This window comes from Nocardia sp. NPDC003269 (genome assembly GCF_042888005.1).
Classification (GTDB): Bacteria; Actinomycetota; Actinomycetes; order Mycobacteriales; family Mycobacteriaceae; genus Nocardia.
The window spans coordinates 1,383,273-1,407,782 of record NZ_JBIAPA010000003.1 but is presented as its reverse complement, the minus strand read 5'-3'; the positions used below and the strand labels follow the sequence as shown (position 1 = coordinate 1,407,782).

Sequence of the window (24,510 nt, the reverse complement as noted above, 5' to 3'; positions counted from 1 at the left end):
CACGATTGCTACCGTGGACGCATGGACACCGAGGTGCAGCGGGAACCGATCGCCGCGTCCTGGCATCGTGCGACGATGGCCGGACTGGAGCCGGGTTCGGTGCTGGACACCATCAGCTATGTCGACATCGACGCGGCCAGTCCGCTGATGGCCGCGGCCGCGGTCGTGCTCGACGACCTCGAGCATCGGCTCGACGGCACCGACTTCACCACGATCGTCGTCGACCGGGAAGGCCGGATCGCGCACCAGTGGTGCGGGAACCGCGGCGCCCGCCAGGTCTTCGACGATCTCGGTGTCGATGTCGGCGCGTCCCTGCTGGAAGAGGTGGTCGGCACCACCGCACCGGGCGTCGCCCTCGAAACCCGCACCAGCATCGCCGTCAACGGCGCCGAGCACTTCGCCGTTCCGCTGCGGCGCATGAGCTGCTACGGGCACCCCATCTTCCACCCCACCACCCGCCGGATCGAGGGCGTGCTCGACCTGTCCACGGTGGCCAGGGCGGCCAGCCCGCTGCTGCCACCCCTGGTCGCCCGCGCCGTCGCCGACATCGAGCAGCGGCTGCTCGACGGTTCCCGCGTCTCGGACAAGGAACTGCTCGCCGCGTTCCAGGCCGCGGGCACGCGCCGCCGCGCGGTGCTGGCCATCGGGCGTGACCTGCTCATGTCCAACCAGGCCGCCGCGGATCTGCTCGGTGCCACCGACGTCGCGCTGCTGCGCATGATGGCACCGGATGTGCGCCGCAGTTCCGTCTTCGACCTGACCCTGGAGTCCGGGCTGGCGGTGCGGGTCGAAGCGACCCGCGTCGGCGGGCCGGCCGGGGGCACACTGCTCAATGTCGAACCGCGGGAACGGGCGAGTATCGCCTACTCCCGCCGAGCGCTCGACCCCGGCGATCCGCTGCTGGTCGCGGGCCCGCCGGGGTCCGGACGCTCGCGCACCGCGCGCGAACACGCCACCGAGCAACCGGTCACCGTCCTGACCGCCGCCAACGCCCTGCTCGACGGCAGCGACGTGTTCGCCCGCGACTTCGCCGCACTGGTCCGGGCCCGGCAGGGCACCGTCTGCGTCGACGGGCTCGACCTGCTGCCCGACGATCTGATCGACCTCGTCGCCACCCACGTCGCCGACCGGCAGGTACCGCGCGTCGTGCTGGTCACCGGAGCGGTGGACACGCTCACCGGCCGCGCCGCCGCGCTGGCCGCGGAATGCACCGATCGCGTCGAACTCGGTCCGCTGCGCAACCGGCGCGGCGAGATCCCGGCGCTGGTCGCGGCGATGCTGCGCGAAGCGGGCGCGGACGGCTCGCTGTATTTCACGCCCGGTGCGCTCTCGGCGCTGTCGGCCCACGACTGGCCCGGCAATCTGCGTGAACTGCGCGCGGTCGTCACCGAGGTCGTCCGGCACCGGCGCACCGGCGCGGTCGTCCTCGCCGACCTCCCCGAGGCCTACCGCGCCCAGCAGCCGCTGCGGCCGCTGATGCCCATCGACCGTGCCGAGCGTGACGTCATCGTCGAGGCGCTGCGCAAGTTCGACGGCAACAAGGTCAAAACGGCTCAGGCCCTGGGTATTTCGCGCACCACGCTCTACGCGAAGATGCGCGCCCTGCGGATCACCGTCTACTGACCCACCACGAAGTCGGCCATCATCGCCATGTCCTCGTGTTCGAGATTGTGGCAGTGCAGCATGAACGGGCCGGGGTAGTCGGTGAAACGGACCGCCACCTCGACGGCTTCGGTGGGGCGGACGTCGACGGTGTCCTTCCAGCCCGCGTCGAAGGGCCCGGGTGGGCGATTGTTCCGGGAGACGACCTGGAACGGATCGAGGTGCACATGGACCGGGTGGTGGAAATCGGTGATGAAGCGCCAGATCTCGACGGTGCCCAGGCGGGGGTTCGCCAGCGCGCGACCGGGTTCGTAGGCAGCGCCGTTGATCGACCAGCCGGCCGGGCCCAGCTGGAACAGGAAGGTGCGTTCGGCGACGGCGGTGGCGGGATCCAGGCGCTCCACGGGCGCGAGCCGATCGGGGACGGTGGTGTCGTCGCGTCGCGGCGGACCCGTGACGTCGAAACGCAGGACGTCGGCGGTCGGTCCGGTGCCGAGGGCGTTGCGTAGCCGAACCGAGGTGCCGGGCGGGTAGGCGGCGAAATCGATGATCACGTCGAATCGTTCGGCCGGGGAGATGTCGATGTGGTCATGCCGGAGCGGCCGCTCCAGCAGGCCGCCGTCGCTGCCGATCTGCACGAAACCGCCTCCCGGGGGAGAAGATTCGAGGGTCAGCCGGTAGCGGCGGGCGTTGGAGGCATTGAGAAGCCGGAAGCGGTAGCGCACCGGCGAGACCTCCAGCCGCGGCCACGGCGCGCCGTTGACCAGCACCACGTCGCCGAGGACTCCGTTCATGTATCGATCGGTGACTCCGGGCGTGCGCAGCTCCGGATCGGCCAGCGGATAGGCGAACGAGCCGTCGGCGGCGAAGGAGCGGTCGCTGATGAGCAGGGGAATGTCCCGGTCGCCGCGGGGGAGCGGCAGCGCGTCCTCGATCTCGTCGCCGATCAGGTGGAACCCGGCCAGCCCGCGCCAGACCGCCGGGCCGGTGAAGCTGTGCCGGTGGTCGTGGTACCAGAGCGACGCGGCACGTTGACGATTCGGATACCGGTAGGTGCGTTCGCCGTGGGCGAGCGCACCGGTCGACGTGGCGACTCCGTGACCGTGGTTCGGCGGGGGCGCGGTGCTCGTGCCGACCGGGAGGACCAGATCCATCGGGTAGCCGTCACTGTCGGCGGGGGTGTGCCCGCCGTGCAGGTGCACCACCGTCGGGTGCGGCAGTTCGTTGCGATGGCGCACCGAGGTCGCCCGACCGGATCTCGCCCGGATGGTCGGCCCGGGAAAGCTGCCGTGGTAGGTCCACGCCTCGGTGCGCAGCCCCGGCAGGATGTCGAGATGCGCTGTGCGCTGGGTGATCTCGTAGTAGTCGGTGGACAGATCGGACCGGACGGGCGTCAGCTCCGGGGGAATCGGCAGCCGCGCCTGGAACGGTCGCGGCAGCGGCGCGGCGCTGGGCAGCAGCCGACCCGGCTCACCGGGTCGCCCGATGTTCGGCACCGCCGCCCAGCCCGCGCCGCCGAGCGCGACGGCCGCTCCCACACCGACGCCGGCGCGCAGGAATCCACGTCTGCCGATGCTCATCGCCGCCACCGCCACGCCCAGCTCACCAGCAGCGCCGTGCCGATGGCCAACCCGACCGCGAGCGGAATATGCACCGCCAGTACACGTTCCTCGCCGAGCGGGATCAGTGCCGCCGCGATGGACAACTGGAGCACCGCGGTCCGGGCGGGCCAGGCGGGTCCGCCGCCCTTGCGCCACAGCAGAATCGCGCAGCCGAGCTGGCCGAGAAACACCAGCGCCACGATGCCGCCGTTGCGGCTGTGCAGCGCGAGTGCTTCGAAGTGTCCGGCGAGGAAACCGCCCGCGAGGGCGGCCTGCGCGAACACCAGGACCGCCGCCGTCGTCACCGTCGCCCGGAACAGCGGCAGCGGCCACCGGGCGACGACCGCCGCGGTCATCGGCGGGCCTGGCGCACGCCGCGCCGCCACACCTCGGCGATCGCGGAGGTGGCGGTGATATCGGTGGTCGGATCGCCCTCCACGAGAAGGAGATCCGCGCGCAGGCCCGGTGCGACGCGTCCCCGATCGGACAGCCCGAAGCGATCGGCCGTCCGGCTGGTCGCGGCCGTGAGCACGTCCAACGGGGGCAACCCCGCCGCGGTCAGCAGCTCCAGCTCCCGATGCAGGCCACTGCCGTGGGCGGGCACGTACGGGGTCGCGTCGGTGCCCGCCAGCAGGGACGCGCCGGCCCGATGCAGTGCCCGGGTCACGCGCATCGCGTCGTCGAACGAGCCGGGCACCGCGCAGTCGGCGGTGCGCTCGCGCTGCCCGGTGATGGCCTCGAAGTACACCAGGGTGCTCACCACGAACACGTTCTGCGCGGCGATCCGGTCGGCCAGCTCATCGGTGCCGCCCGTGACATCGGTCCACACGTGGGCGAGCCCGTCGACACCGGCCGCGAGCGCGATCAGCACTTCGGACTCGGTGATCGCGTGCGCGATGACCTGCAATCCGGCGTCGTGGGCGTGGGCGGTCAGCGCTCGCGCGGTCTGCTCCGACAGCACCGGCAGGCTCGTGCCGTGCACGCTGCCGTCGTCGATGACGATCTTGAGGTAGTCGGCACCCTCCGCCAGCCTGGCCCGCACGAAATCAGCCGCCTGCTCGGGGCCGGCGATGGTATCGAACGGTGCGAGGCCGAGCGCGGCGATCTCCGGTGCGGCCAGCAGCTGACTCGGATGGCCGCCCGGCGCCGTGGCCAGGGTGCCCGCGCTGCGGATGTCGGCGATATCGTCACGTCGCCGCGCGGCCGCCCGCTGTGCGGTCAGCACGTCGGGGAGACAGAACATGTCGAGTTCGGTGGTGACACCGAACGCGAGTGCTCGGGCCAGGTCGCCGTCGAAGACGTGGGTGTGGGCATCGATGAGCCCCGGCAACAGGGTGCGGCCGGACCCGTCGATCTCCATCTCGGCGGGCGCGTCGTCGGTGGCGACGATCCGGTCGTCGTCGAGCAGCACCGTCGTTCGATCGATGCGCCGCTCGCCGTCGAAGACACGGACATTGCTGATGCGGGTTCGCATGGGAGCTCCTGGTCGGGGATGGTGGAAGAGATTTCGCCGACGAGGAGGGCGCGTTGCGGGCAGAACGTGACGCCGAAGGGGCGATCCTGTGGGGTGGATCACAGATTCCGGTGCGCTTGTCACACTCGGCGGTGCCGCGCGCCTCTTCGTAGAAAGACCATCCCGCCGGACCGGAGGACCGCCATGACCGATGCCGTCGACACCGCCACCGAGACCTTCCTCGGCTACCGCGAGCTGCTGTTCTCGGTGGTCTACAACATGCTCGGCAGCGTCGCCGACACCGAGGACGTCCTGCAGGAGGCGTGGCTGGCGTGGCAGGCCCGCGTTCGCGGTGGCGAGCCGATCGACAATGTCCGCGCCTATCTCACCCGGATCGCGGTGAACCAGGCGCTGGCCCGGCGGTCCGTGCTGGCCCGGCGCCGCGAAGACTATGTGGGGCAGTGGCTTCCGGAGCCGCTGCTCGACGCCGACACCGCCGTGGGCGACGGCGCGGCGAGCGTGGTGCGCGCCGAATCGTCGTCGATGGCGATGCTGGTGGTCCTGGAGTCGCTGACGCCGCTCGAGCGGGCGGTGTTCGTGCTCAACGAGGTCTTCGCCTATCCGCACACCGAGATCGCCGACATGGTCGACCGCTCACCCGCCGCCGTCCGCCAGATCGCCCATCGCGCCCGCGCCCACGTCCAGGCGCGCAGACCACGCACCCAGGTGGACCCGCGGATCCGCCGCGAGGTGACCGAACGTTTCGTCGACGCCGCGATGGGCGGCGACCTCGAGAAACTCCTCGCAGTCCTGGCCCCGGAGGTCACCCTCTGGACCGACGGCGGCGGTACCGGACCCGCCACCTCCTTGCGGCCGGTCCACGGGCGAACCGCTGTCGCCGAGGTGTTCCTCGCCGTCGCCGCCGGTGGCCTCGACGGCTACCGGGTGGGCTGGCGCACGGTCAGCGGTGATCCGTGCGCGGTGATCTTCGACGGCGACGCGCCGCTCGCGGTCGTCGTCCTCGAGGTGGATCCCGACGACGCCGTCCTCGGGATCTACTCGGTCACCAACCCCGCCAAGCTCACCCGGGTGACCGATCCGACGCGCTGAGCACTCGTGCGCTCAGGCGCCGCGGAAGATCGTCTTCGATTCCAGATAGGGATCGAGGCTGCCCGGACCGAGTTCGCGCCCGATCCCGCTGTTCTTCACCCCGCCGAACGGCGCTTCCATCGGGAACGACGCGCTGTTGACGCCGATGGTTCCGGTCTCGACCCGCCGGGCCACCTCGGTGGCCCGGGACCGGTCGGTCGAGAAGACACCGCCGCCGAGGCCGTAGTCGGAGTCGTTGGCGATCGCGATCGCCTCGTCCTCCCCGTCGTAGGCGATCACGACCACCACCGGGCCGAAGATCTCCTCCCGCGCGATCCGCATGTCGTTGGTGACATCGCCGAACACCGTCGGCTCGACATAGAACCCGCGGTCGAATCCGGCGGGTCGCCCGCCGCCGACCACGATCCGGGCGCCCTCCGCGCGACCGAGGTCGAGATAGGACTCCACCCGCTCCCGCTGGCGGGCCGAGACCAGCGGCCCGAAGAAGTTCCCCGGATCGGTGGGGTCACCGAGCGGGAGTGCGGTCAGCGCCGCGCTCACCGCGTCGACCACCTCGTCGTAGCGCGATCGCGGAGCGAGCACGCGGGTCAGCGCCCGGCACGTCTGCCCGGTGTTCGGCGCGCACGCCGAGGCGACGAAGGGCGCGAAAGCCTCCAGATCCACATCGTCGAGCAGGATCGCCGCCGACTTGCCACCGAGCTCGAGGGTGACCCGTTTGAGGTCGCGGCCGCAGCTCGCGGCGATGGCCTTGCCCGCCGCGGTCGATCCGGTGAACGAAATCTTGCGCACGAGTGCGTGTTCCACCAGCGCCGCCCCGGTCTCCCGGCCACCGGCGACCACATTGACGACACCGGCGGGCGCCCCCGCCTGTTCCGCGAGTTCGGCGAGCAGGAAGGCGTCGAGGCTGGTCTCCGGAGCCGGTTTGATCACCACGGCGCAGCCCGCCGCCAGGGCGGGGCCGATCTTCCACGCGGTCAGCGGCTGCGGGCCGTTCCACGGCACGATCGCGCCGACGACGCCGACCGGTTCGCGGCGCACCAGGGCATCGCCGACCGAGGTGGACACCGGCGTCTCCGTGCGCAGCGTGTCGGCGAGCGAGGCGAAGTACCGGTAGTTGCGTGGCACCATCTGCTGCATCGCCCTGGACACGCTGATCGGCGTCCCGTTCTGCCGCGTCACCAGCTGGGCGATCTCCTCGCTGCGGTCCTCGAACGCGTCGGCCAGGCCCCGCAGGAAGTCGGCCCGTTCGCCGGGAGTCGTGGCCGCCCAGGCGCGCTGCGCCGTCGCGGCGGCGCGCACCGCTCGGTCGACATCGTCGGCATCGCCGTCGGGAATCGCGGCGAAGGCTTCCTCGGTAGCCGGGTCGACGACCGGAAGGCGGTCCGTCGCATGGGCGGTCCGGAATCCGCCGTCGATGTAGTGGGAATCGTGTTCGGTGACCACGTGCGGTCCTCTCGTTCGCCCCGGTGTGCCGGTCGGGGCATCGCTGAATTGTGTTGGGCCGGTGCGCCGCTCAGTGGAGGGTCAACCCGCCGGTGGGGCTGATCGTGGCGCCGGTGAGGTAGTGCGCGTCCGCGGAGGCCAGGAAGCCCACCACGGCCCCGATATCGGGCGGAGCGGCGATGCCGAACGGGGCGCGCTCCACGATCGCCGCGTACTGCTTGCGGTGCTGGAGCGAGACGCCGTCCTCGGACTCGAACGCGGCGTTCCACGACGGCGAGTCGCGCACGACCGTCACGCACACGCAGTTCACCCGAATCCGCCAGCGCGCCAGTTCCTTCGACAGCAGCTTGCTCGCCTGGACGAGTCCGCCGGAGAAGGTGGCGATCGCCGTCTGCCCCGGCGTCGGCACCCGCCCGCCCTCCGACGTCACGAACACCACGCTGCCGCCGCCCCGCTCCCGCAGGTACGGCACGGCCGCCTGCACCACCAGCAGTTTCGCCGCCACCGCCTGACCGATGAACGCGGTCACCCGTGCCAGGTCGATCTCGGCGAACGGGCCGCGGACCTCGGGGCTGCGCGCTTCGTCGTCGTTGCCGCCCGCCGCCGCGACGACGATATCGATCCCGCCGAAGCGGGCGGCGGCCTCGGCCGCGAGCGCGTCCATCTCGGCCTTGGACCGCACGTCACCGGCGACGAAATGCCCCGTGCCCCCGGCCTCGGCGATCGCGGCGAGGACCGCCGCGGCTTTGGTCGCGTCGCGCCCGTTGAGCACGACGGTCGCGCCCCGGGCCGCGAGGTCGAGGGCGACCCCGCGCCCGATCCCGCCGGTGCCGCCGGTGACGACAGCGACCTTCCCCGCGAGCCCGCTCATCGCACCGCGCCGTCGTCGGCGGGGGCGTGCGCCGCGCCCGCGTCGAACAGCTCCCGGATCTCGCCGGCGCCGAAGCCGTACTCGGTCAGCACCTCGATCGAGTGCTCCCCGAGACACGGTGCGGGATAACGCAATGCGGGGGAGCTCTCGCTCCACTGCTGCGGAATGCCCATCGACCGCAACAGGCCTTCGGTCGGATGCTGTTCCTCGCGGAAGAAGCCGACCTCCTTCATGTGGGGATCGTCGAGCAGGGTCTCCGGGGTGTTCATGGCGATGGCCGGGATGTCGGCCTCGGTGAGGATCTCCAGCCACTCCGCGGTGGACTTCGTGGCCAGCACCTGGGCGAGGTAGTCGTAGAGCAGCGCGATGTTCTCGGTCCGGCCGTGGATATCGGCGAAGCGGGGATCCCGCGCCATGTCGGGGCGTCCGGAGATCTCGAAGAACCGCTGCCAGTGCTTGTCGATGTAGACATTGACGCCCAGGTACCCGTCCAGCGTCCGGTAGGGGCGCCGATCCGGGTTCATCATGCGCGCGTATCCCGAGGTGCCGATCGAGGGAATGAAGGTGTGCCCGTACAGGTGATCGCCCATCGCGAACTGGGCGAAGGTCTCGAACATCGGCACCTGGACCTCCTGGCCCCGGCCGGTCCGCTCGCGCCGGAACAGCGCCATCGCGACCGCGTTGGCCGCCGCCATGCCGACCACCCGATCGGCGATCGCGGTGGCCACATAGCTCGGCGGGCCCTGTTTGCGGCTCTGCAGCACCGGCATCCCGACCGCGGCCTGGATGAGGTCGTCGTAGGCGGGCCGGTCGGCGTAGGGGCCGTTCTGCCCGAATCCGAAAGTGCCGCAGTAGATGACGCGTGGATTGAGGGCATGGACGTCGGCGAAGGACAGGCCGAGCTTCGCCATCGCCTTGGGGCGCAGGCTGTAGAGCAGCACATCGGCCGAGCCGACCATCCGCTTCAGCGCGGCGTTCCCGGCGGGCTTCTTGAGATCGAGGACGACGCTGCGCTTGTTGCGGTTGAGGTGCAGGAAGATCGCGCTCATCCCGGGGTTGCGGCAGGGCCCGACGCCGCGTGTCGTGTCCCCGGCGGGGGATTCGATCTTCACCACATCGGCACCCATGTCCGCGAGCAGCAAGGAGCCGAACGGGCCCATGAAATTCGAGGTCAGGTCGAGAATGCGCACGCCGTCGAGTGGTCCGGTCATTGTTGTGCTCCCTACTGGGCAGGCTCCGAAAGCTGAACTCGCGCAAGCGGTCCGCGCTGGATCGGGTGGAGCCGTGATGTGTTCGAATTCGGCTGGACAAAATGTGTCCGCCCGGTCCTCGAATATTAAGTCACCGTTTCGGCGGGGCCAAGTGGCTATTCATGAAGCGCGGATTCGAAATTGTCGAATTCGGTCGGCGTATTTCCGGCACCGATATGTGATTTCCGCCGGGCGCGGTCAGTGTCGTCGGTGTTCGGCCGTGTCGCCGGTGTCCGCGGTCGATGGACCGTCCGGTGCGTGGGCGCTCGCCCAGGAGGCGAGGAAGGAGAGACCCTCGTGCGCCGGGGTGCCGGGTTCGGCCGTCCAGACGACGAGCTGCAGGTCGGGATCGGCCGCGAAGCCGAGCGTCTCCCAGTCGAGCACGAGGTCGCCGACGAGCGGATGTCGCAGCGTCTTGGTTCCCGAGGTCTGCCGGGCGACCTGGTGGTCGGCCCACCACCGGCTGAAGTGGGGGTCCTTGATCGAGAGGTCGCCGACGAGTTCGCTCAGCCGCGGATCGTCCGGATCGCGGGCCGCTTCCATGCGCAGGAACGCGACACAGTCGGTCGCCGTCGACTCCCAGTCCACGTAGCGCTGCCGGAGCTCGGAACCGGAAAAGACCAGGCGGGCGTAGTTTCGCTGCTTGTCCGGCAGCTGGGCGAAGTCGGTGAGGAGCGCGGCGGCGAGGGGATTCCACGCGAGAATGTCCATCCGGCGGCCGAGCAGGATGGCCGGTGCGCCGATCGTGTCGAGCAGCCGCCGGGCCGACGGCCGCACCGTCGTGCCGGACGGCCGGCGCTGCGTCGGTGGGCTCTTGCCGGCCAGTCCGAGCAGGTATCCGCGCTGGTCGTTGTCGAGGCGCAGGGCATCGGCGAGGATCGACAGGACCGGAGCGGACGCCTGGATGCGGCCCTGCTCGACCCTGGTGTAGTACTGGGCGCTGATCGAGGCGAGCTGGGCGACCTCTTCGCGGCGCAGGCCGGGTACCCGGCGCTGCCGTCCGTCGTCGGGCAGGCCGACGTCGGCCGGTGTCAGCTCGGCGCGCCGGGCCCGGAGGAACGCCCCGAGTTCGGATCGGCTGCTGTCGGTCGTGCTCATCGAGTGATCCTCCTGGCCACCTCGGGATACCTGGTTCCACGCTACGTCCACGCGTACCCGCCGGACCGCCGTGTGCGGGGTAGGAATCCCTACCCTGCACATTCGCGGCGTGATTCGGAATCGTGAAGGCATCAGCAAACGATTCTTCGCAAGGAGCCGAGCCGTGGAAACCGTGACTTTCAAGAACAAGCATGTGGACATCGCCGCCGATATCCATTTCCCGCCCGATTTCGATCCGGCGCGGAAGTATCCGGCGATCGTCAGCGCGCACCCGGTGGGCAGTTGTAAGGAACAGACGTCCGGCTCGGTGTACGGCAAGGCCCTGGCCGCGGCCGGGTTCGTCGTCCTGGCCTTCGACGCGGGGTTCCAAGCTGCCAGCGGCGGCGAGCCGCGCCAGCTCGAGGACGCGACCTGGCGGGTGGAGGACTTCCGCTGCGCCGCCGACTTCCTGGTCACCCTCGACTATGTCGACGAGGACCGCATCGGCGTGTTCGGAATGTGCGCCGGCGGCGGATACACCTGGTCCGCGGCGATGACCGAGCGCCGGTTCAAGGCGGTGGCGACGGTCACCGGCGTCAATCTGGGCCGGCTGTTCCGGCAGGGCGACATGTCGCCGGACGCCGCGATCACGATGCTGGAGGCGGTGGCGAAGCAGCGCACCGCCGAGGCTCGGGGCGGCGAACCCCGGCTGGACAGCTCGCTGCCGCCGTCGGTCGACGCCGCGCGCGAACTCGGGCTCGTGCCGCCGCTGCACATCGATGTCGCCGAAGCCACGGAGTACTACAAGACCCCGCGTGGCGCCCACCCGCACGGCACGAACCTGTGGTTGTTCTCGTCGCTGGCGCCGACCGTCGGCTTCGACGCCTACCACCTCGCCGACAAACTGCTGACCCAGCCGCTGCTGCTGATCGTCGGCAACAAGCCCGGGGAGTTCGGCGCCTACCGCGACGCGCACACGGTGTTCGACCTCGCCGCGTCGAGGGACAAGGAGCTGCTCATCATCCCGGACGTCTCGCACTACGATCTCTACGACAAGCCCGAAGCCGTCGAGCCGGCCCTCGGCGCGCTGATCCCGTTCTTCACGAAACACCTCTGATCGGTTGCCGACGGCAGGAGTAGCACGATGACCTGGAACGAAGATCAGCTCGACCGGCTCGGGCGAGCACACGAACTCGAGATCACCACCCGGCGCACCGACGACACACTGCGCCGCTGGATCCCGATCTGGGCGGTGCGGGTCGGCCCCGATCTCTACATCCGGTCGGCGTTCGGCACCCGAGGCGGCTGGTACCGCCATGCCGTGGCCGCGCACGCCGCTCGCATCCGGGCCGGTGGCATCGAGACCGACGTGCGTCCGGTCCCGGTGACCGATCAGGGGGTCGAGGCCGCTGTCTCGGCCGCCTACCGGGACAAGTACCGGGGCCAGGGCAGTGCTCTGGACACCATGGTGGCCGCGGACGCCACGGGCACCACCCTGCGCCTGGAGCCCGGCGGAGAGTAGGACCCGGTGATCGAGAGGCGCTGTGTGAGTCGTTGATAACGCCGGTGCGGTGGATGGCGATCTTGAACCGCTGTTCGTCTCGCACCGAAGGAGATTCGTGACTCAGCCTCCGATACCACCGCAGTATCCGTCCGCGCCCTACCCGGCCTATCCACCGCAGCCGCCGCGCCGCACCAACACGACCCTGTGGGTGGTGCTCGCGGTGCTGGGTGTCCTGCTCCTGGTCTGTGGTGGGTGTGCCACCTCGGTGTTGCTCGCCGCGGGCGACGTCTCCGACGTCGGCCGGTCGACGGTGAGCACTCCGCCCGCCGGGGGACCCGCCGAGCCGCCACCGGCGTCGGGCGCGCCCCGCTCGAGCGCGCCTCGCACGGCGCCCTCGACACCGAACGCGTTGAGCAACAGCAAGATCCCGGAGAAGCAGGACGAGTTCATCGCGACTCTGGATCGCGAAGGGATCTACTACTCGTCTCGCCAGGCCGCGCTCGACATGGGGGTGGCGATCTGCGAGGAACGGGCCGCGGGCGCGACCGATGTCGAGATGGCCACCGCGCTCACCGAGAAGGGGTATTCCAGCCGGGACGCCGCCTATCTCGTCGTCGCGGCGCAGATGCAGTTCTGTCCCGAATACGCCTGACGCGGCCGTGCCGGTCCCCGGGGGAGGGGACCGGCACGCGCCGTCAGGCGATCTCGCCGATATCGCCGATGACGCTGCGCAGCTGGGCGCGCCCGTCGGCGAGGTTGTAGGTCACACAGGCGATGGCCAGCGCGCCGGCCTCGACGCGCTCGGAGATCGTCGACGACCGCTGCATGAGCAGGCGCGCGGTCTCCTCGACGTGGCGGGCTTCCAGCTCGTCGACGTTGGTCAGGCCCTCCCGGCGCCCGAGCAGGATCGACGGCGTGACACGCTCGACGACGCTGCGGATGAACCCACCGGGCACCGTCCCGTTGTCGAGGGCGTCGATGGTGGCGGCCACCGCGCCGCAGGAGTCGTGGCCGAGGACGACGATCAGCGGCACCTGCAGCACGCCGACGCCGTACTCGATCGAACCGAGCACCGAGCTGTCCACCACGTGACCGGCGGTGCGCACGACGAACATGTCCCCGAGCCCGCGGTCGAAGATGATCTCGGCGGCGACCCGGGAGTCACCACACCCGAACAGGATCGCCGAGGGCTGCTGGCCACCGGCCAGCTTGGCGCGATCGGCGGCACCCTGGCTGGGATGCTGCAGGGTATCGGTGACGAAACGGTCGTTTCCATCACGCAGGGACTTCCACGCGGCTACAGGATTCGAATGGGGCATAAGACCCATACTGCACGAATCGCGGCCCGCGGGGGGATGGGCCCCGCCCACCTCGGCACCCGCCGCGAGTCCGGATCCGGATTCCGGCCGGAGCCATCCGGCCGGGTGGGCTGGCCGAACTCCGTTGCACCACTCCAGCGCGGCAGCTCGCCGCCCTCCCGGAAGCGACGGAAACGACCATGCGATCCCTGCGCAGCACACTCCTGGCGGCAGCACTTCTCGGCTCGGTGCTGGGCGCCGCCGCCTGTTCCGACGATGATTCGACCACCTCGTCGGCGACCTCGTCCGCACCGATGACCACCACCTCCGCCGCGAACGGCGCCGACGCGTCGGGCCTGGTCGGCCCCGGCTGCGCCGAGTACGCCGCGCAGGTCCCCACCGGCCCTGGCTCGGTGAGCGGCATGGCCCAGGATCCGGTGGCCGTCGCCGCGTCCAACAACCCGATGCTCACCACCCTCGTCGCGGCGGTGTCGGGGAAGCTCAACCCGCAGGTCAACCTGGTCGACACCCTCAACGGCGGCCAGTTCACCGTCTTCGCGCCCGTCGACTCCGCCTTCGCGAAGGTCGATCCGGCCACCGTCGAAGCGCTGAAGACCGATTCGGCCACGCTCACCCAGATCCTGACCTACCACGTGGTGCCGGGTCAGCTGTCGCCGTCGCAGGTCACGGGCACCCACAAGACCGTCGAGGGCGCCGACGTCACGGTGACCGGTTCCGGTGACAACCTGCAGGTCGACGGCGCGTCCGTGATCTGCGGCGGGGTGCGCACGGCGAACGCGACGGTCTACCTGATCGACAGCGTGCTCCTGCCACCCGCGGCGTGAGGTCGACGATGGTCACGCCGCCGAGGGCCGTAGAGTCACGAGAGAAAGTCTTCGGTGGCGCCCATCCGTACCGCGGGGCTGGCCGAAGTCCCTCTCATGCTGACGCACGCAGGGACCACACGATGACGAACCGTCCGGGCTCCTCGCCGATCCGGCTGCGCGTGGTCGCCGACCCGGCGCCCGCCTGCCCGGCGCCGACCCGGACCGACCACGCGGTGCAAGCGCGCCTGGTGACGCTGCTCGGCGAGATCGCCTCCGGGGACCGGACGGCCTTCGCCGAGTTCTACCGGGCCACCAGCCCGCGGGTGTTCGGGCTCGCGCTGCGGGTGGTGCGCAACCACGGCGCCGCCGAGGACATCGCGCAGGAGGTGTTCCTGCAGGCCTGGTCGCTGGCGGGCGAGTACGACGCGGGCAAGGCCAGCCCGATCGGCTGGTTGATGATGCTGACCCACCGCCGCGCGGTCGACCGGGTCCGCGCCGAACAGTCCGCGACCAGCCGTGACCTGGTGTTCGGGCACACCCACCTCGGCCGTGACCACGACATCGTGGCCGAGGAGGTGACCCAGCGGCTCGACGAGCAGTCGGTCCAGGACTGTCTCGCGACGATGACCGACCTGCAGCGTGAGGCGGTGGCGCTGGCCTACTACAGCGGGCGCACCTACGCCGAGGTCTCCGAGACCCTGGACGTGCCGTTGCCGACGGTGAAGAGCCGGATCAGGGACGGCTTGAAACGACTCGAAAACTGTTTGACCGGAGGGAATTCCCGATGAGCGAGACAGATCGGCGGACCCCTCGGCCGTGGCTCGACGACCCCTATCCCTACGCCCTCGACGCGCTCGATGTCCGACAGCGGCGCGCCGTCGACGACGAACTCGCCGCGGCGGATCCCGAGCGCGCGGCGGCGTTCCTCGACGCCGTGCACCGCATCCGGGAGACCATGGCCGCGTTGACCGTGTCCGACTCGGTGCCGCCGCCCGCCCGGCTGGAATCCGCGCTGCTGCGGGCACTGGACCAACTCGATCCGCAGGTGCGTCCGCTCGCCCGGCGGGACCCGCTCGCCAATCGCCGGCGGTGGCGCCGGCTGGCCGCCGCCGCGGCCGCGGTCGTCGCGGTCGGCGTCGGCGCCGGGGTGGCGGTCGTGCTCGACCGCGCGAACGACGACACCGGCGCGATCACCGCGCAGCAGGTCCTCGACGAGCCCGACAGCCGGGAGTCGTCGGTCGCGATCACCGGCGGCGGCGAGATGACGGTGCATCAATCCACGGCACTGGGCGCCGCGGCGGTGTCGTTCCACGACATGCCCGCACTGCCCGCCGACCGCGCCTACCAGCTGTGGCGGGTGCCCGCGGGCGGCGCGCCCCGCTCGGTCGCGGTCATGGACGGGCCCGCCGCGGTGGTGACCGCCGTCGACACCGCCGACACCCTCGCGGTGACGGTCGAACCCGCCGGTGGATCGGCCGGTCCGACCACCCCGGCGATCGTCAGCATGACCGTCGGCTGACCCGCTCACGGCGGGCCGCGCCGGCACTCGACCCCTCAGGAGTGACAGCATGGTCCGCCGTATCGCGCCCTCCCCACGGCCACCGGGGCGCATCGTCGCCGCGGTGGCGGCGACGGCCGCCGCCGCGACGGTGGTCGGGGTCGGGCATCTCGTCGCGGTGTTCGTCGATCCGGCCGCCTCCCCGTTCTTCGTCCTCGGGGACACCGTCGTCGACCACACGCCGAAGTGGTTGAAAGACAGTGCTATCCGCTGGTTCGGCACGAACGACAAACTGGCGCTGGCGATCACGATGGTCGCGGTGATGGCGGCCGCCGCCGCGCTGATCGGGCTGCTCGCCCGTCGCAGCCCGGCGGCCGGTGCCGCGGTCCTGGGGGCGCTGGGGGTGACTGTCGCCGTGCTCGCGGTGCGCCGGCCGGGCGCGGGCCCGGACTTCGCGATTCCCGCGCTGGCGGGAACCGGCGCGGGAGTCGCCGCGCTCTGCGTGCTGTTCGTCGTTCCGGCCGCTCGGCGGCCCGGCGACGGGCTCACCCGGCGTGGCTTCCTGCTGGCCGTCGGTGGGGTGACCGCCGGGGCGATCGCGGCGGGTGCCGCCGGACGGGTCATCGGCGCCCGGTTGCGCGATATCGGCGCCGACCGTGCGGCTTTCGTGCCGCCGCGCGTCGCCGATCCGGCACCGCCGGTCCTGCCCGAGATGGACCTTCCGGTGCCCGGTCTGACCCGGTTCGTCACGCCGACCGCGGAGTTCTATCGCATCGATACGGCGTTGCAGCTGCCGTCGCTGACCCGCGCGCAGTGGCGGCTGCGCGTCCACGGGATGGTGGACCGGGAGATCGTGCTGGACTTCGACACCCTGAGCGCTCGCCGCGCCGTCGAGTCCCTGATCACGCTGACCTGTGTGTCGAACGAAGTCGGCGGCACGCTCGCCGGGACCGCCACCTGGACGGGCTATCGCCTCGCCGACCTGCTGGCGGAGGCGGGGCCCGCGCCCGGCGCCGACATGATCCTGTCGCGCAGCGTGGACGGTTTCACCGCCGGAACCCCGCTGGCCGCGGTCCTCGGCAACCCGGACGCCCTGCTGGCGGTGGCCATGAACGGCGCGGCGCTGCCCGTCGAGCACGGCTATCCGGTGCGGATGATCGTGCCCGGTCTCTACGGGTACGTCTCGGCCACCAAATGGGTCGTCGACCTGGAACTCACCCGGTTCGACCTGGCCCGCGCGTATTGGACCGAGCGCGGCTGGTCGGAACGCGCACCCATCAAGACCGCGTCGCGGATCGACGTCCCCGCCGCGTTCGCGACCCTCGCCACCGGGCCGGTGACGGTGGCCGGAGTCGCCTGGGCGCAAGGACGCGGGATCACCGCCGTCGACGTGCAGGTGGACGACGGGCCGTGGCAGCCCGCCACCCTCGCCACGGCCTATTCCCTCGACACCTGGCGCCAGTGGACCTGGACGTGGGCGGCCACGCCGGGAACCCACACGCTGCGGGTCCGCGCCGTCGACGGCGCCGGCGTCGTCCAGACCGAGGCCCGCACCACCCCGTTCCCCGACGGCGCCACCGGCAGGCACACCCGGGTGGTGACCGTGCGCTGAGGGCGCGAGTCCACGATCTCCACCCATCTCCCGACGGGCGCGGCGCGAACTCCCTCCGCACCGCGGGCACATCCGGTCCGAGGGTATGTCGTCGGATCACGGACCCATCAGGAGGAACTGTGAACAGTGAGCTGGGCGAAGTAGTCGTGGCGAGCACCGTCCGGGACGGCGACAACGAGATCGGCGTGGAGATCGCCGATCCGCGGCAGGACACCATGACGCAGGACTGGCACTGCACCTATCGCGTCGCGGGCACGCGCACCCATCGCGTCCGCGGCCCGGACCGGTTGGCGGCCGTCTACGCGGCGCTGATCGATATCCCCGGTGCGACAGCCCGATTCGGCTCCACCGACCTCGTGGCCGACCCGCATCGGCGGCGTGACCCCGTGGCAGGCCGCCCGCGCGGCGGCACCTCCGGGGCGACCGCCCGCGAGTTCGGCCCGCCGCTGGGGGCGCGCGCCGTCGACACCGCCGCCGGACCGGTGGTGATCGTGCTCGGTCGCCCCCGCCGGGACCCGTCCAGCCCGCACACCTGCCTGTGCCCGTTCCGCATCGACGATCGCACCGAGGTCTTCGGACAGGGATTCGACGACCTGCACGCCGTGCTGGCCGCGATCCGTGGGGCGAGCGCCATCCTGGGCATTCCGCGTGACTGGCCCGCGGGCGCGCAGGCCCGGACGACCCGGAGCGGATGAAGCGCGGCAGCGGGATGCGGGATCACCCCGTCTCCTGTTCCCAGAGCCGTCGGGTCGGGGGCATGGCGGCCTCGCCCCTCGCTTCCGGGACGACGCCGAGGACCTGGTGGATGCCGAGTCCGCCGTCCTCGAAGCCCAGCGCGGAGGCGGCCATGTAGAGCCGCCAGACGCGTGCTCGTCCCTCGCCGACGAGGGAAACCGCCTGCTCCCAACCATTTTCGAGATTCGCGACCCACTGGCGCAGGGTGCGGGCGTAGTGCTCGCGCAAGGACTCGACGTCGCGAACCTCGAATCCGGCGCGCTCCATGGCCAGGACGACCTCGCCCACGTCGAGGAGTTCGCCGTCCGGGAAGACATAGCGCCCGATGAAGGAGCGGTTCCGCATGGTGGAGCCGCCCGGCGAGGAGATGGCGTGGTTGAGCAACCGGCCGCGCGGGTGCAGCAGGGCGCGCAGGGTGTCGAAGTACTCGGCGGCGCGCCGGGAGCCGACGTGTTCGAACATGCCGATCGAGGAGATGGCGTCGAATTCCTCGCCGCGCAGGTCCCGATAGTCGGCGAGGCGGATCTCGACACTGCCGGACAGTCCCGCCTCGGCGACTCGCCTGCGGGCGAGGTCGACCTGAGCGCCGCTGATCGTGACGCCCACGACCCGCGCCCCGTAGGTGGAGGCCGCGTGCATCGCCATCGATCCCCACCCGCATCCCACGTCGAGCAGGCGCATCCCCTGCTGCTCGGCCAACCCCAGCTTGCGGCAGACCAGGTCGTGTTTGGCGCGCTGGGCCTGCGCCAGCGAGCCGTCCTCGCCCGGGACGAACCGCGCGCACGAGTAGGTCATGCTCGGACCGAGCACCAGGCGGTAGAAGTCGTTGCCGACGTCGTAGTGATGGCTGATCGCCGCCGCGTCGCGCCGTTGGGTGTGCAACGCTCCGCGCCGCGGCCGCGCTTCTTCCGGCGGCGGGGGCGGGCGGCGGCCGAGCGCGCCGAGCCGCCGCGCCGCCCCGAACGCCTGCCAGGCCGCGCCGATGCCGAGGCGGGCGTCGTTCGGTGCGGTGGACTGGAGGGCGCGCAACATCGTGAAGATGTCGCCGTCGAGATCCACTGTGCCGGAGACGAAAGCGCGCGCCAGGCCGAGTTCGCCGGGCGCCCAGATCAGGTGCCGCAGCGCCACCGCGGAGCGCACGCGCAGGGTGCCGGGGCTCACGCCGTCGGGCTGGATCGCGCTGCCGTCCCAGAACGCGAGTCCCACCGCGGGGTGTGGACCCAGGGTGGCGTGCAGCAGGGGTTCGAACGCGGCGGCGACCGTGGTCTGGTTACCCATTCGACCACTATGGCCCGCGTCGCCCCGCGGGGACGGCAGCGACGCGGGCGGTGGTCAGTCCCGGCGCCGGTGCACCGGTGGTGGCGCCCACGTCCCGTCGAGAGCTTCGGCGCGCGGCGCGTAGAGGCGCATGGTGATGCCCAGTGGCCCGCTCGGCGCGGGCAGCCAGTTCGCTTCCCGGTCTGGTCCCGGGTTCTTCCGGGAGACGTGGATGTCGAGTGAGCCATCCGGGTTGTACTGCAGGGGATCTCGGTCGCCGATGGCGAAGCGATCGAGTTCGTTGGGGATCTGGAAACCTTCGGCGTCGTACATGGTGATCGACCAGAACGCCGCCGCGGGCGGCAGTTTCCCCGCGTCGAAGTGGATCAGGTAGTCGTTGTCGCCGACGAGCGGATCGCCGTCGGCGTCGGCGGCCAGCAGTGGATAGATCGCGTCTTCGGGCGGGTTGGCGCCCAGGCCCGCCAGCGTGATGGCGGACCGGGTGAAGTAGTTGTTGCCGTAGACGCCGATGGTGCCCAGCACACTGACCCACCCGTTGACGGGCTGGGCGAGTTCCATCGGCGCCGCCAGCACCGCGGCGCGCGCGGCGGTGACGCCCGCATCGATCGCGGCGCGGTCCGCGGCGGAGAAGCGGGACGCGTCGAAGTCCCGGCCGGGCACGATGCCCAGCAGCGCGATGCGCGCGAGCTGGGAGAAATCGGTGCTGTGCGGCGGGTCGACCTTCAATGCCGTGGCGGCCCGCTCGAAGAACTCCGTGGCCGACATCGCGTTGACCTGCCGCAGCGGCTCGATCTCGGTGACCAGGGCGGGGTCCGGCTGAAACGGTGCCGGGTCGCCCAGCTCGGTGATCCGCAGTCCGTCCTGGAACTCGCGCACCGACGCGTAGTCGGCGGGACCGTTGGTCTGGGTGCGACCGATCATCCAGGCGTGCGGGGTCGGGGAGTGGATCACCGGGACACCGGCGGGCAGTTCCCCGCCGTACCCGGGCCCCACGACGACGAAGTCCTGTTCGGCGGTGCCGGTGGTCCGCTTGCCCGGGTTGGCGAAGACATCGGTCCAGGCGTCCAGGATCGGGAGCATGTAGAACCGGTCGCCGCTGTCGGGAACGTGGACGCGGACCGGGCCGCGGGTCAGATCCAGCCAGGCCGAGGAGTACAGCGTGTCGAAATTCGGCCGCACGACCGCGCGAAAATCGACATCCGGGAAGGAGCGCATGTGGTGGAACCGGTTCGGCGGTCCGAAACCCGGGGTGGAGTCCGCCGGGGCGTTCGTCTGCTGCTGACGGGTGACGTCCATCGTCACCAGCGAGTACAGGTAGACATACGCTTCGTAGCTCAGTGTTTGCAGGTCACTGGACAACACGCTCATGACGCCTCCATCGTGGATCGCGATCCAGCCGGGACGAGCCTCTTTTCGAACGTAACAGGGGGGAGTCACGACCCCATCACAGGGCGTTTGCCGGATCGTGGGACGTCACGCCGGGGTGAGCACGCAGAACTCGTTGCCCTCCGGATCGGCCAGAACGGCCCACGGCACGTCGCCCTGGCCGATGTCGAGGTCGGTGGCGCCCAGCGTCCGCAGGCGGTCCACCTCCGCGGCGTGGTCGTCGCCGGGATAGGGCCGCAGGTCGAGGTGGAGACGGTTGCGGACGGTCTTCGGCTCCGGCTTGCGGAGGAACTCCAGGTAGGGGCCGATGCCCGCGGCGGACCGCAGCGTCGCGAAGTTGTCGGACACCTCGTGCACGGTCCAGTCCATCGCCTCGCCCCAGAATCGGGCCATGGCCCGGGGATCGCCGCAGTCGACGACCACCGCGGCGATCGGCCCGGTGTCGCGGTACACCGGCCGAGGCTCCAGCACGCAGAACTCGTTGCCCTCGGGGTCGGCGAGGACCGTCCAGGGAACGTCGCCCTGGCCCACGTCCGCGGGCGACGCACCGAGCGCGCGCAACCGCGCGACCAGCTCCGCCTGCTCGGTGCCGGAGCCGGTGGCGAGGTCGATGTGCACGCGGTTCCGCGTCGTCTTGGGTGCCGGATCGATCACGATGTCGAGACAGACCGCGGCGGGATCGGGATAGGAGAAGCCGACGGGCTCGAGATTGGCCACCCCGGGTGCCTCGCTGTCCATCCGCCAGCCGAGCGCCGCCGCCCAGAATCCGCCGAGCGCGACGTCATCGCGAGCCTTCAGATGGATCTGGACCAGCCGCGTCGCCATGGGGCCCGAGTCTAGGGTCGGCGCCACGCCGCGGCTATTCGTGTCGTCGCGATGTCGGAGCGGTGGCGCGCTCGCCGAGCGCGTACTCGACCGCGGCGTCGAAGGTCATCGCCGCGCCACGGCGCAGGCTCGTCTCGAATACCCGCGAGCTCAGCGCGTCCCGGCAGGCGAGCTCGCAGTCCGTGCGGTGGCGCAGGAGCGCGGGGAAGACGAACGGGGAGCTGCCGGTGACACCGGCCAGCGAGTCCGCCGCTCCCATCAGCACTGTCGCGCGCCGGTGCCGGTCGCGCTCGGCAGTGATCCACGCCAGCTCTTCCACGCAGGCGGCGGCGACCAAAGGGTCCGGCACCTGCCGGGCCGCTCGAATCCCCTTCTCCAACAGGTCAACCGCGCGGTAGGTCGCCGCTCCGCGCCAGGCGACATACCCCGCCGCCGCCAATGCCCACGACAGGAGCATCGTTTCGCCCGCGGCCTCGGTGGTGGTGAGCACCTGGTCGAAACAGTCGGTCGCTCTGGCCGCGTCACCGAGCAGAACACACGACCACCCCAGGGAGATCAGCACGTCCAATCGCATGCTGAGTTCGCCCAGCGCGGTGTAGGTCGCGAGGGCGCCGGTCAGCAGCTCGTCGGCGCGCGCCGGATCGGCGTCGGCGGTCATGAGCACGGCGCTGCCCTCGGCGTGCGCGTGCAAGGCGCCGACCAGCGGGTCGGTGGACTGCTCGGCCAGCTGCCGGAGCTGGGCGAGTCTGTCGGTGGCTTCGGTGAAGTCGCGTTGCAACACCGCCATCGCCACGGCGGCGTGCAGCGCCTTGGCCTGTTCGACGAGCGGCGTACCGGTCGACGGAGTGGCCAGCGACCGGGCAGACCAGCGGCGGCCTTCGCTGAGGCGCCCCCGCATCATCCAGAAGGGATAGAGGGCGTTGGTCATCCGCACCGCGGTCTCGTTCGCCTCGGCGACGGCGGATTCCAGCGCGGTGCGCACATTGGGCAGTTCGCGCTCGAGCCGGGCGACCCACGTGAGCTGGTCCGGGCCGATCCACTCCGTCTCCGCGCGCAGCACCAGGTCGAGAGCCCACTCACGGTGTCGCCGTGACCATTCCGCGTACTCACCGCTGTCCTGGGCCCGCTGCCTGCCGTACTCCCCGACGGTCTCCAGCATCCGGAACCGCACCGTGGCACCGAGGTCTTCGCGGATCACGATCGACTTGTCGACCAACCCGGAGACCGCGTCGAGCATGTCCGCGGCGGCCGGATCGTCGCCACAGAGCCGGGCCGCGGCGTCGAGCTCGAAGCCGCCGGCGAACACCGACAACCGGCGCCACCAGCGCTGCTCGTCCGGCGTGCACAGGTCGTAGCTCCAGCCGATGCACCAGCGCAGTGTCTGCTGCCGCAGCGGGGCACCACGGCGGCCGCGCGTCAACAGGCCGTAGCGATCGTCGAGCCGGGACAAGATCTGCTCCGGCGACAGGGTCCGGAGCCGAGCCGCGGCGAGTTCGATCGCCAGCGGGAGCCCGTCGAGGCGGGCACAGATCCGGGTCACGCAGGCCCGGTTGCTCTCGGCGATGCCGAAACCGGGCACCGCCGCGGCGGCTCGTTCGGCGAACAACGCCAGGGCGCTGTCCCCGGCGGTGCTCGGTGTCGGCGCGAGCGCCGGGTCGGGAATCGTGAGTGGTGGCACCGCGAGCACCGCTTCGCCGCCGATGTCGAGCGCTTCGCGGCTGGTCGCCAGGATCCGCAGGTGCGGGCAGGCGCCGAGCAGGGTTTCGGTCAGCGACGTGACGGCGTCGATCACCTGCTCGCAGTTGTCCAGCACCAGCAGCAGACGACGGGCGGACAGATAGCCCGCCAGCACGTCGACGGTCGGTCCGGCCCCTCTGCCCCGCAGCCCGAGAGCGCCGGCGACCACGTCGACCAGCAGGGCCGGATCGCGCACCTCACCCAGCTCCACCAGCCACACGCCGTCGGCGAAATCTCCCATCACCTCATGCGCGACATGGAGGGCGAGCCGTGACTTCCCGACTCCGCCGATCCCGGTGAGCGTCACCAGGGACGACCGCGCCAGCAACTGCGTGACCTCGGCCAGCTCGGTCCGGCGCCCGACGAAACTGGTCAACTCGATCGGCAGGTTCCCGCCGTCGTGATCCGCGGGGGTTTCGGGTGGCGCGGCCGGCGCGGATCCGGGTTCGGACCGCACCGGCATCCGGTCGACCGGGAAACCGTGGCTGCGCTGCGCCTCGCGAAGCCGCTCGCCCATCGTCGCGGCGTCGGGCCGATCGGCGGGATCCCGTGCCATCGCGTCCTCGATGACGGCGCACACGTCGTCGGGAAAACCGCTGCCGCGCAGCGGGGGAGCGGGTTGCTCGGTGATCCGCAGGAATTGCGCGACCAGCTGTTCCCCGCTGCGCCGCTCGAAGGCCGCGTGCCCGGTCAGCACGCAGAACAGGGTGGCCCCCAGGCTGTAGACATCGGCGGCCCGGCTGGGCGCGTCCCCGGTGAGGACCTCGGGAGCGGTGAAGGCCGGGGAACCGGTGATGACTCCGGTCGTCGTCTCGAATCCGCCGGTCATGTGGGCGATGCCGAAATCGGTCAGCGCGGGTTCGTCGTAGTCGGTCAGCAGGATGTTCGCCGGTTTGATGTCGCGGTGCAGAATGCCGGTGCGATGGGCGGTCTCGAGCGCGCCCGCGAGTTTCACGCCGAGGTGGAGCACGTCCCGGAGCGGGAGCGGGCCGTCACGGTGCAGGCACTGCTGGATCGAGCCGCGTTCGTAGTAGGGCATGACCAAATACGGGTGACCGTGCTCGGTGGTGCCGACCACCAGCAGGGACACGATGTTCGGATGTCCGGTCAGCTGTCCCATCGCCTGCTGTTCGCGCAGGAACCGGTCGTGATTGTCGTCGAGTTCCTCGGTGATCACCTTCACCGCGACCGTGCGCTCGACACCGACCTGCCTGCACCGGTAGACCGCGCCGAACCCGCCCCGCCCGATCTCCTCGGCGTCCTCGAAACCGGCAGTGCTCAGCTCCGTGATGACATCGAACCCGGCATCACGCTGTGTTCGGGACGGATCGCTGTCGGCCATCGGCTACTCGGATCTACCAGGGACAGAGTCAGGATATCCCGGCTGGTGGACTGTGCCGTCG

Annotated in this window: 22 protein-coding genes; 10 read left to right on the top strand and 12 right to left on the bottom strand. The window is 71.0% G+C overall.

Features of this window, described 5'->3' with window-relative positions:
• The first annotated feature begins 21 nt into the window (after window positions 1-21).
• Complete coding sequence (locus tag ACFYWJ_RS26510; protein WP_355279616.1) at window positions 22-1,623, top strand: helix-turn-helix domain-containing protein; 1,602 nt, start codon at window positions 22-24, stop codon at window positions 1,621-1,623.
• Here ACFYWJ_RS26510 and ACFYWJ_RS26505 read toward each other — a convergent pair.
• Genes ACFYWJ_RS26505 through ACFYWJ_RS26495 form a run of 3 tightly spaced genes read right to left on the bottom strand, consistent with a single transcriptional unit; the run spans window position 1,617 to window position 4,677 of the window.
• Window positions 1,617-3,182 carry a multicopper oxidase family protein gene (locus ACFYWJ_RS26505; protein WP_355279613.1) on the bottom strand — a complete coding sequence of 522 codons (1,566 nt, stop codon included), beginning with the start codon at window positions 3,180-3,182 and terminating at the stop codon, window positions 1,617-1,619. The genes ACFYWJ_RS26510 and ACFYWJ_RS26505 overlap by 7 nt on opposite strands.
• Window positions 3,179-3,559, bottom strand: coding sequence for a hypothetical protein (locus ACFYWJ_RS26500; protein ID WP_355279611.1), 381 nt, complete (start codon window positions 3,557-3,559; stop codon window positions 3,179-3,181). Before ACFYWJ_RS26500 ends, ACFYWJ_RS26505 begins: the two co-directional genes overlap by 4 nt.
• On the bottom strand, window positions 3,556-4,677 hold the full coding sequence (locus tag ACFYWJ_RS26495) for an amidohydrolase family protein (protein WP_355279608.1): 1,122 nt from the start codon (window positions 4,675-4,677) through the stop codon (window positions 3,556-3,558). The genes ACFYWJ_RS26500 and ACFYWJ_RS26495 overlap by 4 nt, the downstream gene beginning before the upstream one ends.
• Window positions 4,678-4,860: 183 nt before the next feature.
• Between ACFYWJ_RS26495 and ACFYWJ_RS26490 the strand changes: the two genes are divergently transcribed.
• On the top strand, window positions 4,861-5,766 hold the full coding sequence (locus ACFYWJ_RS26490; protein ID WP_355279605.1) for a sigma-70 family RNA polymerase sigma factor: 906 nt from the start codon (window positions 4,861-4,863) through the stop codon (window positions 5,764-5,766).
• Window positions 5,767-5,778: 12 nt separating this feature from the next.
• On the opposite strand, the gene ACFYWJ_RS26485 is transcribed toward ACFYWJ_RS26490, so the two are convergent.
• The 4 genes from ACFYWJ_RS26485 to ACFYWJ_RS26470 all read right to left on the bottom strand — a co-directional run bounded on the left by ACFYWJ_RS26485 (window position 5,779) and on the right by ACFYWJ_RS26470 (window position 10,428).
• Complete coding sequence (locus ACFYWJ_RS26485) at window positions 5,779-7,209, bottom strand: aldehyde dehydrogenase (RefSeq protein WP_355279602.1); 1,431 nt, start codon at window positions 7,207-7,209, stop codon at window positions 5,779-5,781.
• Between the two features lie 70 nt (window positions 7,210-7,279).
• On the bottom strand, window positions 7,280-8,080 hold the full coding sequence (locus ACFYWJ_RS26480) for an SDR family NAD(P)-dependent oxidoreductase (RefSeq protein ID WP_355279599.1): 801 nt from the start codon (window positions 8,078-8,080) through the stop codon (window positions 7,280-7,282).
• Window positions 8,077-9,291, bottom strand: a complete 1,215-nt coding sequence (locus tag ACFYWJ_RS26475; RefSeq protein WP_355279596.1) for a CoA transferase — start codon at window positions 9,289-9,291, stop codon at window positions 8,077-8,079. The genes ACFYWJ_RS26480 and ACFYWJ_RS26475 overlap by 4 nt, the downstream gene beginning before the upstream one ends.
• A 237-nt stretch (window positions 9,292-9,528) precedes the next feature.
• Window positions 9,529-10,428, bottom strand: a complete 900-nt coding sequence (locus tag ACFYWJ_RS26470) for a helix-turn-helix domain-containing protein (protein ID WP_355279593.1) — start codon at window positions 10,426-10,428, stop codon at window positions 9,529-9,531.
• 163 nt (window positions 10,429-10,591) lie between these two features.
• Between ACFYWJ_RS26470 and ACFYWJ_RS26465 the strand changes: the two genes are divergently transcribed.
• The 3 genes from ACFYWJ_RS26465 to ACFYWJ_RS26455 all read left to right on the top strand — a co-directional run bounded on the left by ACFYWJ_RS26465 (window position 10,592) and on the right by ACFYWJ_RS26455 (window position 12,563).
• On the top strand, window positions 10,592-11,524 hold the full coding sequence (locus tag ACFYWJ_RS26465; RefSeq protein ID WP_355279590.1) for an alpha/beta hydrolase: 933 nt from the start codon (window positions 10,592-10,594) through the stop codon (window positions 11,522-11,524).
• 27 nt (window positions 11,525-11,551) lie between these two features.
• Window positions 11,552-11,929, top strand: coding sequence for a DUF2255 family protein (locus ACFYWJ_RS26460; RefSeq protein ID WP_355279588.1), 378 nt, complete (start codon window positions 11,552-11,554; stop codon window positions 11,927-11,929).
• A 97-nt stretch (window positions 11,930-12,026) separates the two neighbouring features.
• A complete protein-coding gene (locus ACFYWJ_RS26455; protein WP_355279585.1) occupies window positions 12,027-12,563 on the top strand; it encodes a DUF732 domain-containing protein in 537 nt (178 codons plus the stop codon).
• A 43-nt stretch (window positions 12,564-12,606) separates the two neighbouring features.
• Here the strand turns inward: ACFYWJ_RS26455 and ACFYWJ_RS26450 are convergent, their stop codons facing one another.
• Window positions 12,607-13,230, bottom strand: a complete 624-nt coding sequence (locus tag ACFYWJ_RS26450) for a carbonic anhydrase (protein WP_355279583.1) — start codon at window positions 13,228-13,230, stop codon at window positions 12,607-12,609.
• Between the two features lie 179 nt (window positions 13,231-13,409).
• On the opposite strand from ACFYWJ_RS26450, the gene ACFYWJ_RS26445 reads away from it, so the two are divergent.
• The 5 genes from ACFYWJ_RS26445 to ACFYWJ_RS26425 all read left to right on the top strand — a co-directional run bounded on the left by ACFYWJ_RS26445 (window position 13,410) and on the right by ACFYWJ_RS26425 (window position 17,841).
• The gene (locus ACFYWJ_RS26445; protein WP_355279580.1) at window positions 13,410-14,054 is read left to right on the top strand and encodes a fasciclin domain-containing protein; all 645 of its coding nucleotides are present in this window, start codon (window positions 13,410-13,412) and stop codon (window positions 14,052-14,054) included.
• Window positions 14,055-14,176: 122 nt separating this feature from the next.
• On the top strand, window positions 14,177-14,824 hold the full coding sequence (gene sigK / locus ACFYWJ_RS26440; protein ID WP_355279578.1) for an ECF RNA polymerase sigma factor SigK: 648 nt from the start codon (window positions 14,177-14,179) through the stop codon (window positions 14,822-14,824).
• On the top strand, window positions 14,821-15,555 hold the full coding sequence (locus tag ACFYWJ_RS26435; RefSeq protein WP_355279576.1) for an anti-sigma factor: 735 nt from the start codon (window positions 14,821-14,823) through the stop codon (window positions 15,553-15,555). Before sigK ends, ACFYWJ_RS26435 begins: the two co-directional genes overlap by 4 nt.
• A 49-nt stretch (window positions 15,556-15,604) precedes the next feature.
• Complete coding sequence (locus tag ACFYWJ_RS26430) at window positions 15,605-17,146, top strand: molybdopterin-dependent oxidoreductase (RefSeq protein ID WP_355279574.1); 1,542 nt, start codon at window positions 15,605-15,607, stop codon at window positions 17,144-17,146.
• Window positions 17,147-17,265: 119 nt separating this feature from the next.
• Entirely contained in the window at window positions 17,266-17,841 is a 576-nt protein-coding gene (locus ACFYWJ_RS26425) for a hypothetical protein (RefSeq protein ID WP_355279572.1), read from the top strand.
• 22 nt (window positions 17,842-17,863) lie between these two features.
• Here ACFYWJ_RS26425 and ACFYWJ_RS26420 read toward each other — a convergent pair whose 3' ends face one another.
• From ACFYWJ_RS26420 to ACFYWJ_RS26405, 4 genes are all read right to left on the bottom strand, one after another.
• Window positions 17,864-19,159 (bottom strand): cyclopropane-fatty-acyl-phospholipid synthase family protein, encoded by a 1,296-nt coding sequence (locus tag ACFYWJ_RS26420; protein WP_355279569.1) that lies wholly within the window; start codon window positions 19,157-19,159, stop codon window positions 17,864-17,866.
• A gap of 54 nt (window positions 19,160-19,213) precedes the next feature.
• Window positions 19,214-20,527: a DUF1254 domain-containing protein gene (locus ACFYWJ_RS26415; protein WP_355279566.1), complete on the bottom strand. Its 1,314-nt coding sequence runs from the start codon at window positions 20,525-20,527 to the stop codon at window positions 19,214-19,216.
• Window positions 20,528-20,632: 105 nt separating this feature from the next.
• A complete protein-coding gene (locus ACFYWJ_RS26410; protein ID WP_355279564.1) occupies window positions 20,633-21,370 on the bottom strand; it encodes a VOC family protein in 738 nt (245 codons plus the stop codon).
• Between the two features lie 34 nt (window positions 21,371-21,404).
• Window positions 21,405-24,449, bottom strand: a complete 3,045-nt coding sequence (locus ACFYWJ_RS26405) for a protein kinase (protein WP_355279561.1) — start codon at window positions 24,447-24,449, stop codon at window positions 21,405-21,407.
• Window positions 24,450-24,510: the final 61 nt, after the last annotated feature.

Bases quoted from the DNA above. Each gene is read 5' to 3' on its own strand.
- ACFYWJ_RS26475 (WP_355279596.1), bottom strand. From the start codon at position 9,291: ATGACCGGACCACTCGACGGCGTGCGCATTCTCGACCTGACCTCGAAT.
- ACFYWJ_RS26430 (WP_355279574.1), top strand. From the start codon at position 15,605: ATGGTCCGCCGTATCGCGCCCTCCCCACGGCCACCGGGGCGCATCGTC.
- ACFYWJ_RS26445 (WP_355279580.1), top strand. From the start codon at position 13,410: ATGCGATCCCTGCGCAGCACACTCCTGGCGGCAGCACTTCTCGGCTCG.
- ACFYWJ_RS26500 (WP_355279611.1), bottom strand. From the start codon at position 3,559: ATGACCGCGGCGGTCGTCGCCCGGTGGCCGCTGCCGCTGTTCCGGGCG.
- ACFYWJ_RS26470 (WP_355279593.1), bottom strand. From the start codon at position 10,428: ATGAGCACGACCGACAGCAGCCGATCCGAACTCGGGGCGTTCCTCCGG.
- ACFYWJ_RS26510 (WP_355279616.1), top strand. From the start codon at position 22: ATGGACACCGAGGTGCAGCGGGAACCGATCGCCGCGTCCTGGCATCGT.
- sigK (WP_355279578.1), top strand. From the start codon at position 14,177: ATGACGAACCGTCCGGGCTCCTCGCCGATCCGGCTGCGCGTGGTCGCC.
- ACFYWJ_RS26435 (WP_355279576.1), top strand. From the start codon at position 14,821: ATGAGCGAGACAGATCGGCGGACCCCTCGGCCGTGGCTCGACGACCCC.
- ACFYWJ_RS26450 (WP_355279583.1), bottom strand. From the start codon at position 13,230: ATGCCCCATTCGAATCCTGTAGCCGCGTGGAAGTCCCTGCGTGATGGA.
- ACFYWJ_RS26490 (WP_355279605.1), top strand. From the start codon at position 4,861: ATGACCGATGCCGTCGACACCGCCACCGAGACCTTCCTCGGCTACCGC.
- ACFYWJ_RS26405 (WP_355279561.1), bottom strand. From the start codon at position 24,449: ATGGCCGACAGCGATCCGTCCCGAACACAGCGTGATGCCGGGTTCGAT.
- ACFYWJ_RS26480 (WP_355279599.1), bottom strand. From the start codon at position 8,080: ATGAGCGGGCTCGCGGGGAAGGTCGCTGTCGTCACCGGCGGCACCGGC.
- ACFYWJ_RS26505 (WP_355279613.1), bottom strand. From the start codon at position 3,182: ATGAGCATCGGCAGACGTGGATTCCTGCGCGCCGGCGTCGGTGTGGGA.
- ACFYWJ_RS26460 (WP_355279588.1), top strand. From the start codon at position 11,552: ATGACCTGGAACGAAGATCAGCTCGACCGGCTCGGGCGAGCACACGAA.
- ACFYWJ_RS26415 (WP_355279566.1), bottom strand. From the start codon at position 20,527: ATGAGCGTGTTGTCCAGTGACCTGCAAACACTGAGCTACGAAGCGTAT.
- ACFYWJ_RS26410 (WP_355279564.1), bottom strand. From the start codon at position 21,370: ATGGCGACGCGGCTGGTCCAGATCCATCTGAAGGCTCGCGATGACGTC.
- ACFYWJ_RS26495 (WP_355279608.1), bottom strand. From the start codon at position 4,677: ATGCGAACCCGCATCAGCAATGTCCGTGTCTTCGACGGCGAGCGGCGC.
- ACFYWJ_RS26420 (WP_355279569.1), bottom strand. From the start codon at position 19,159: ATGGGTAACCAGACCACGGTCGCCGCCGCGTTCGAACCCCTGCTGCAC.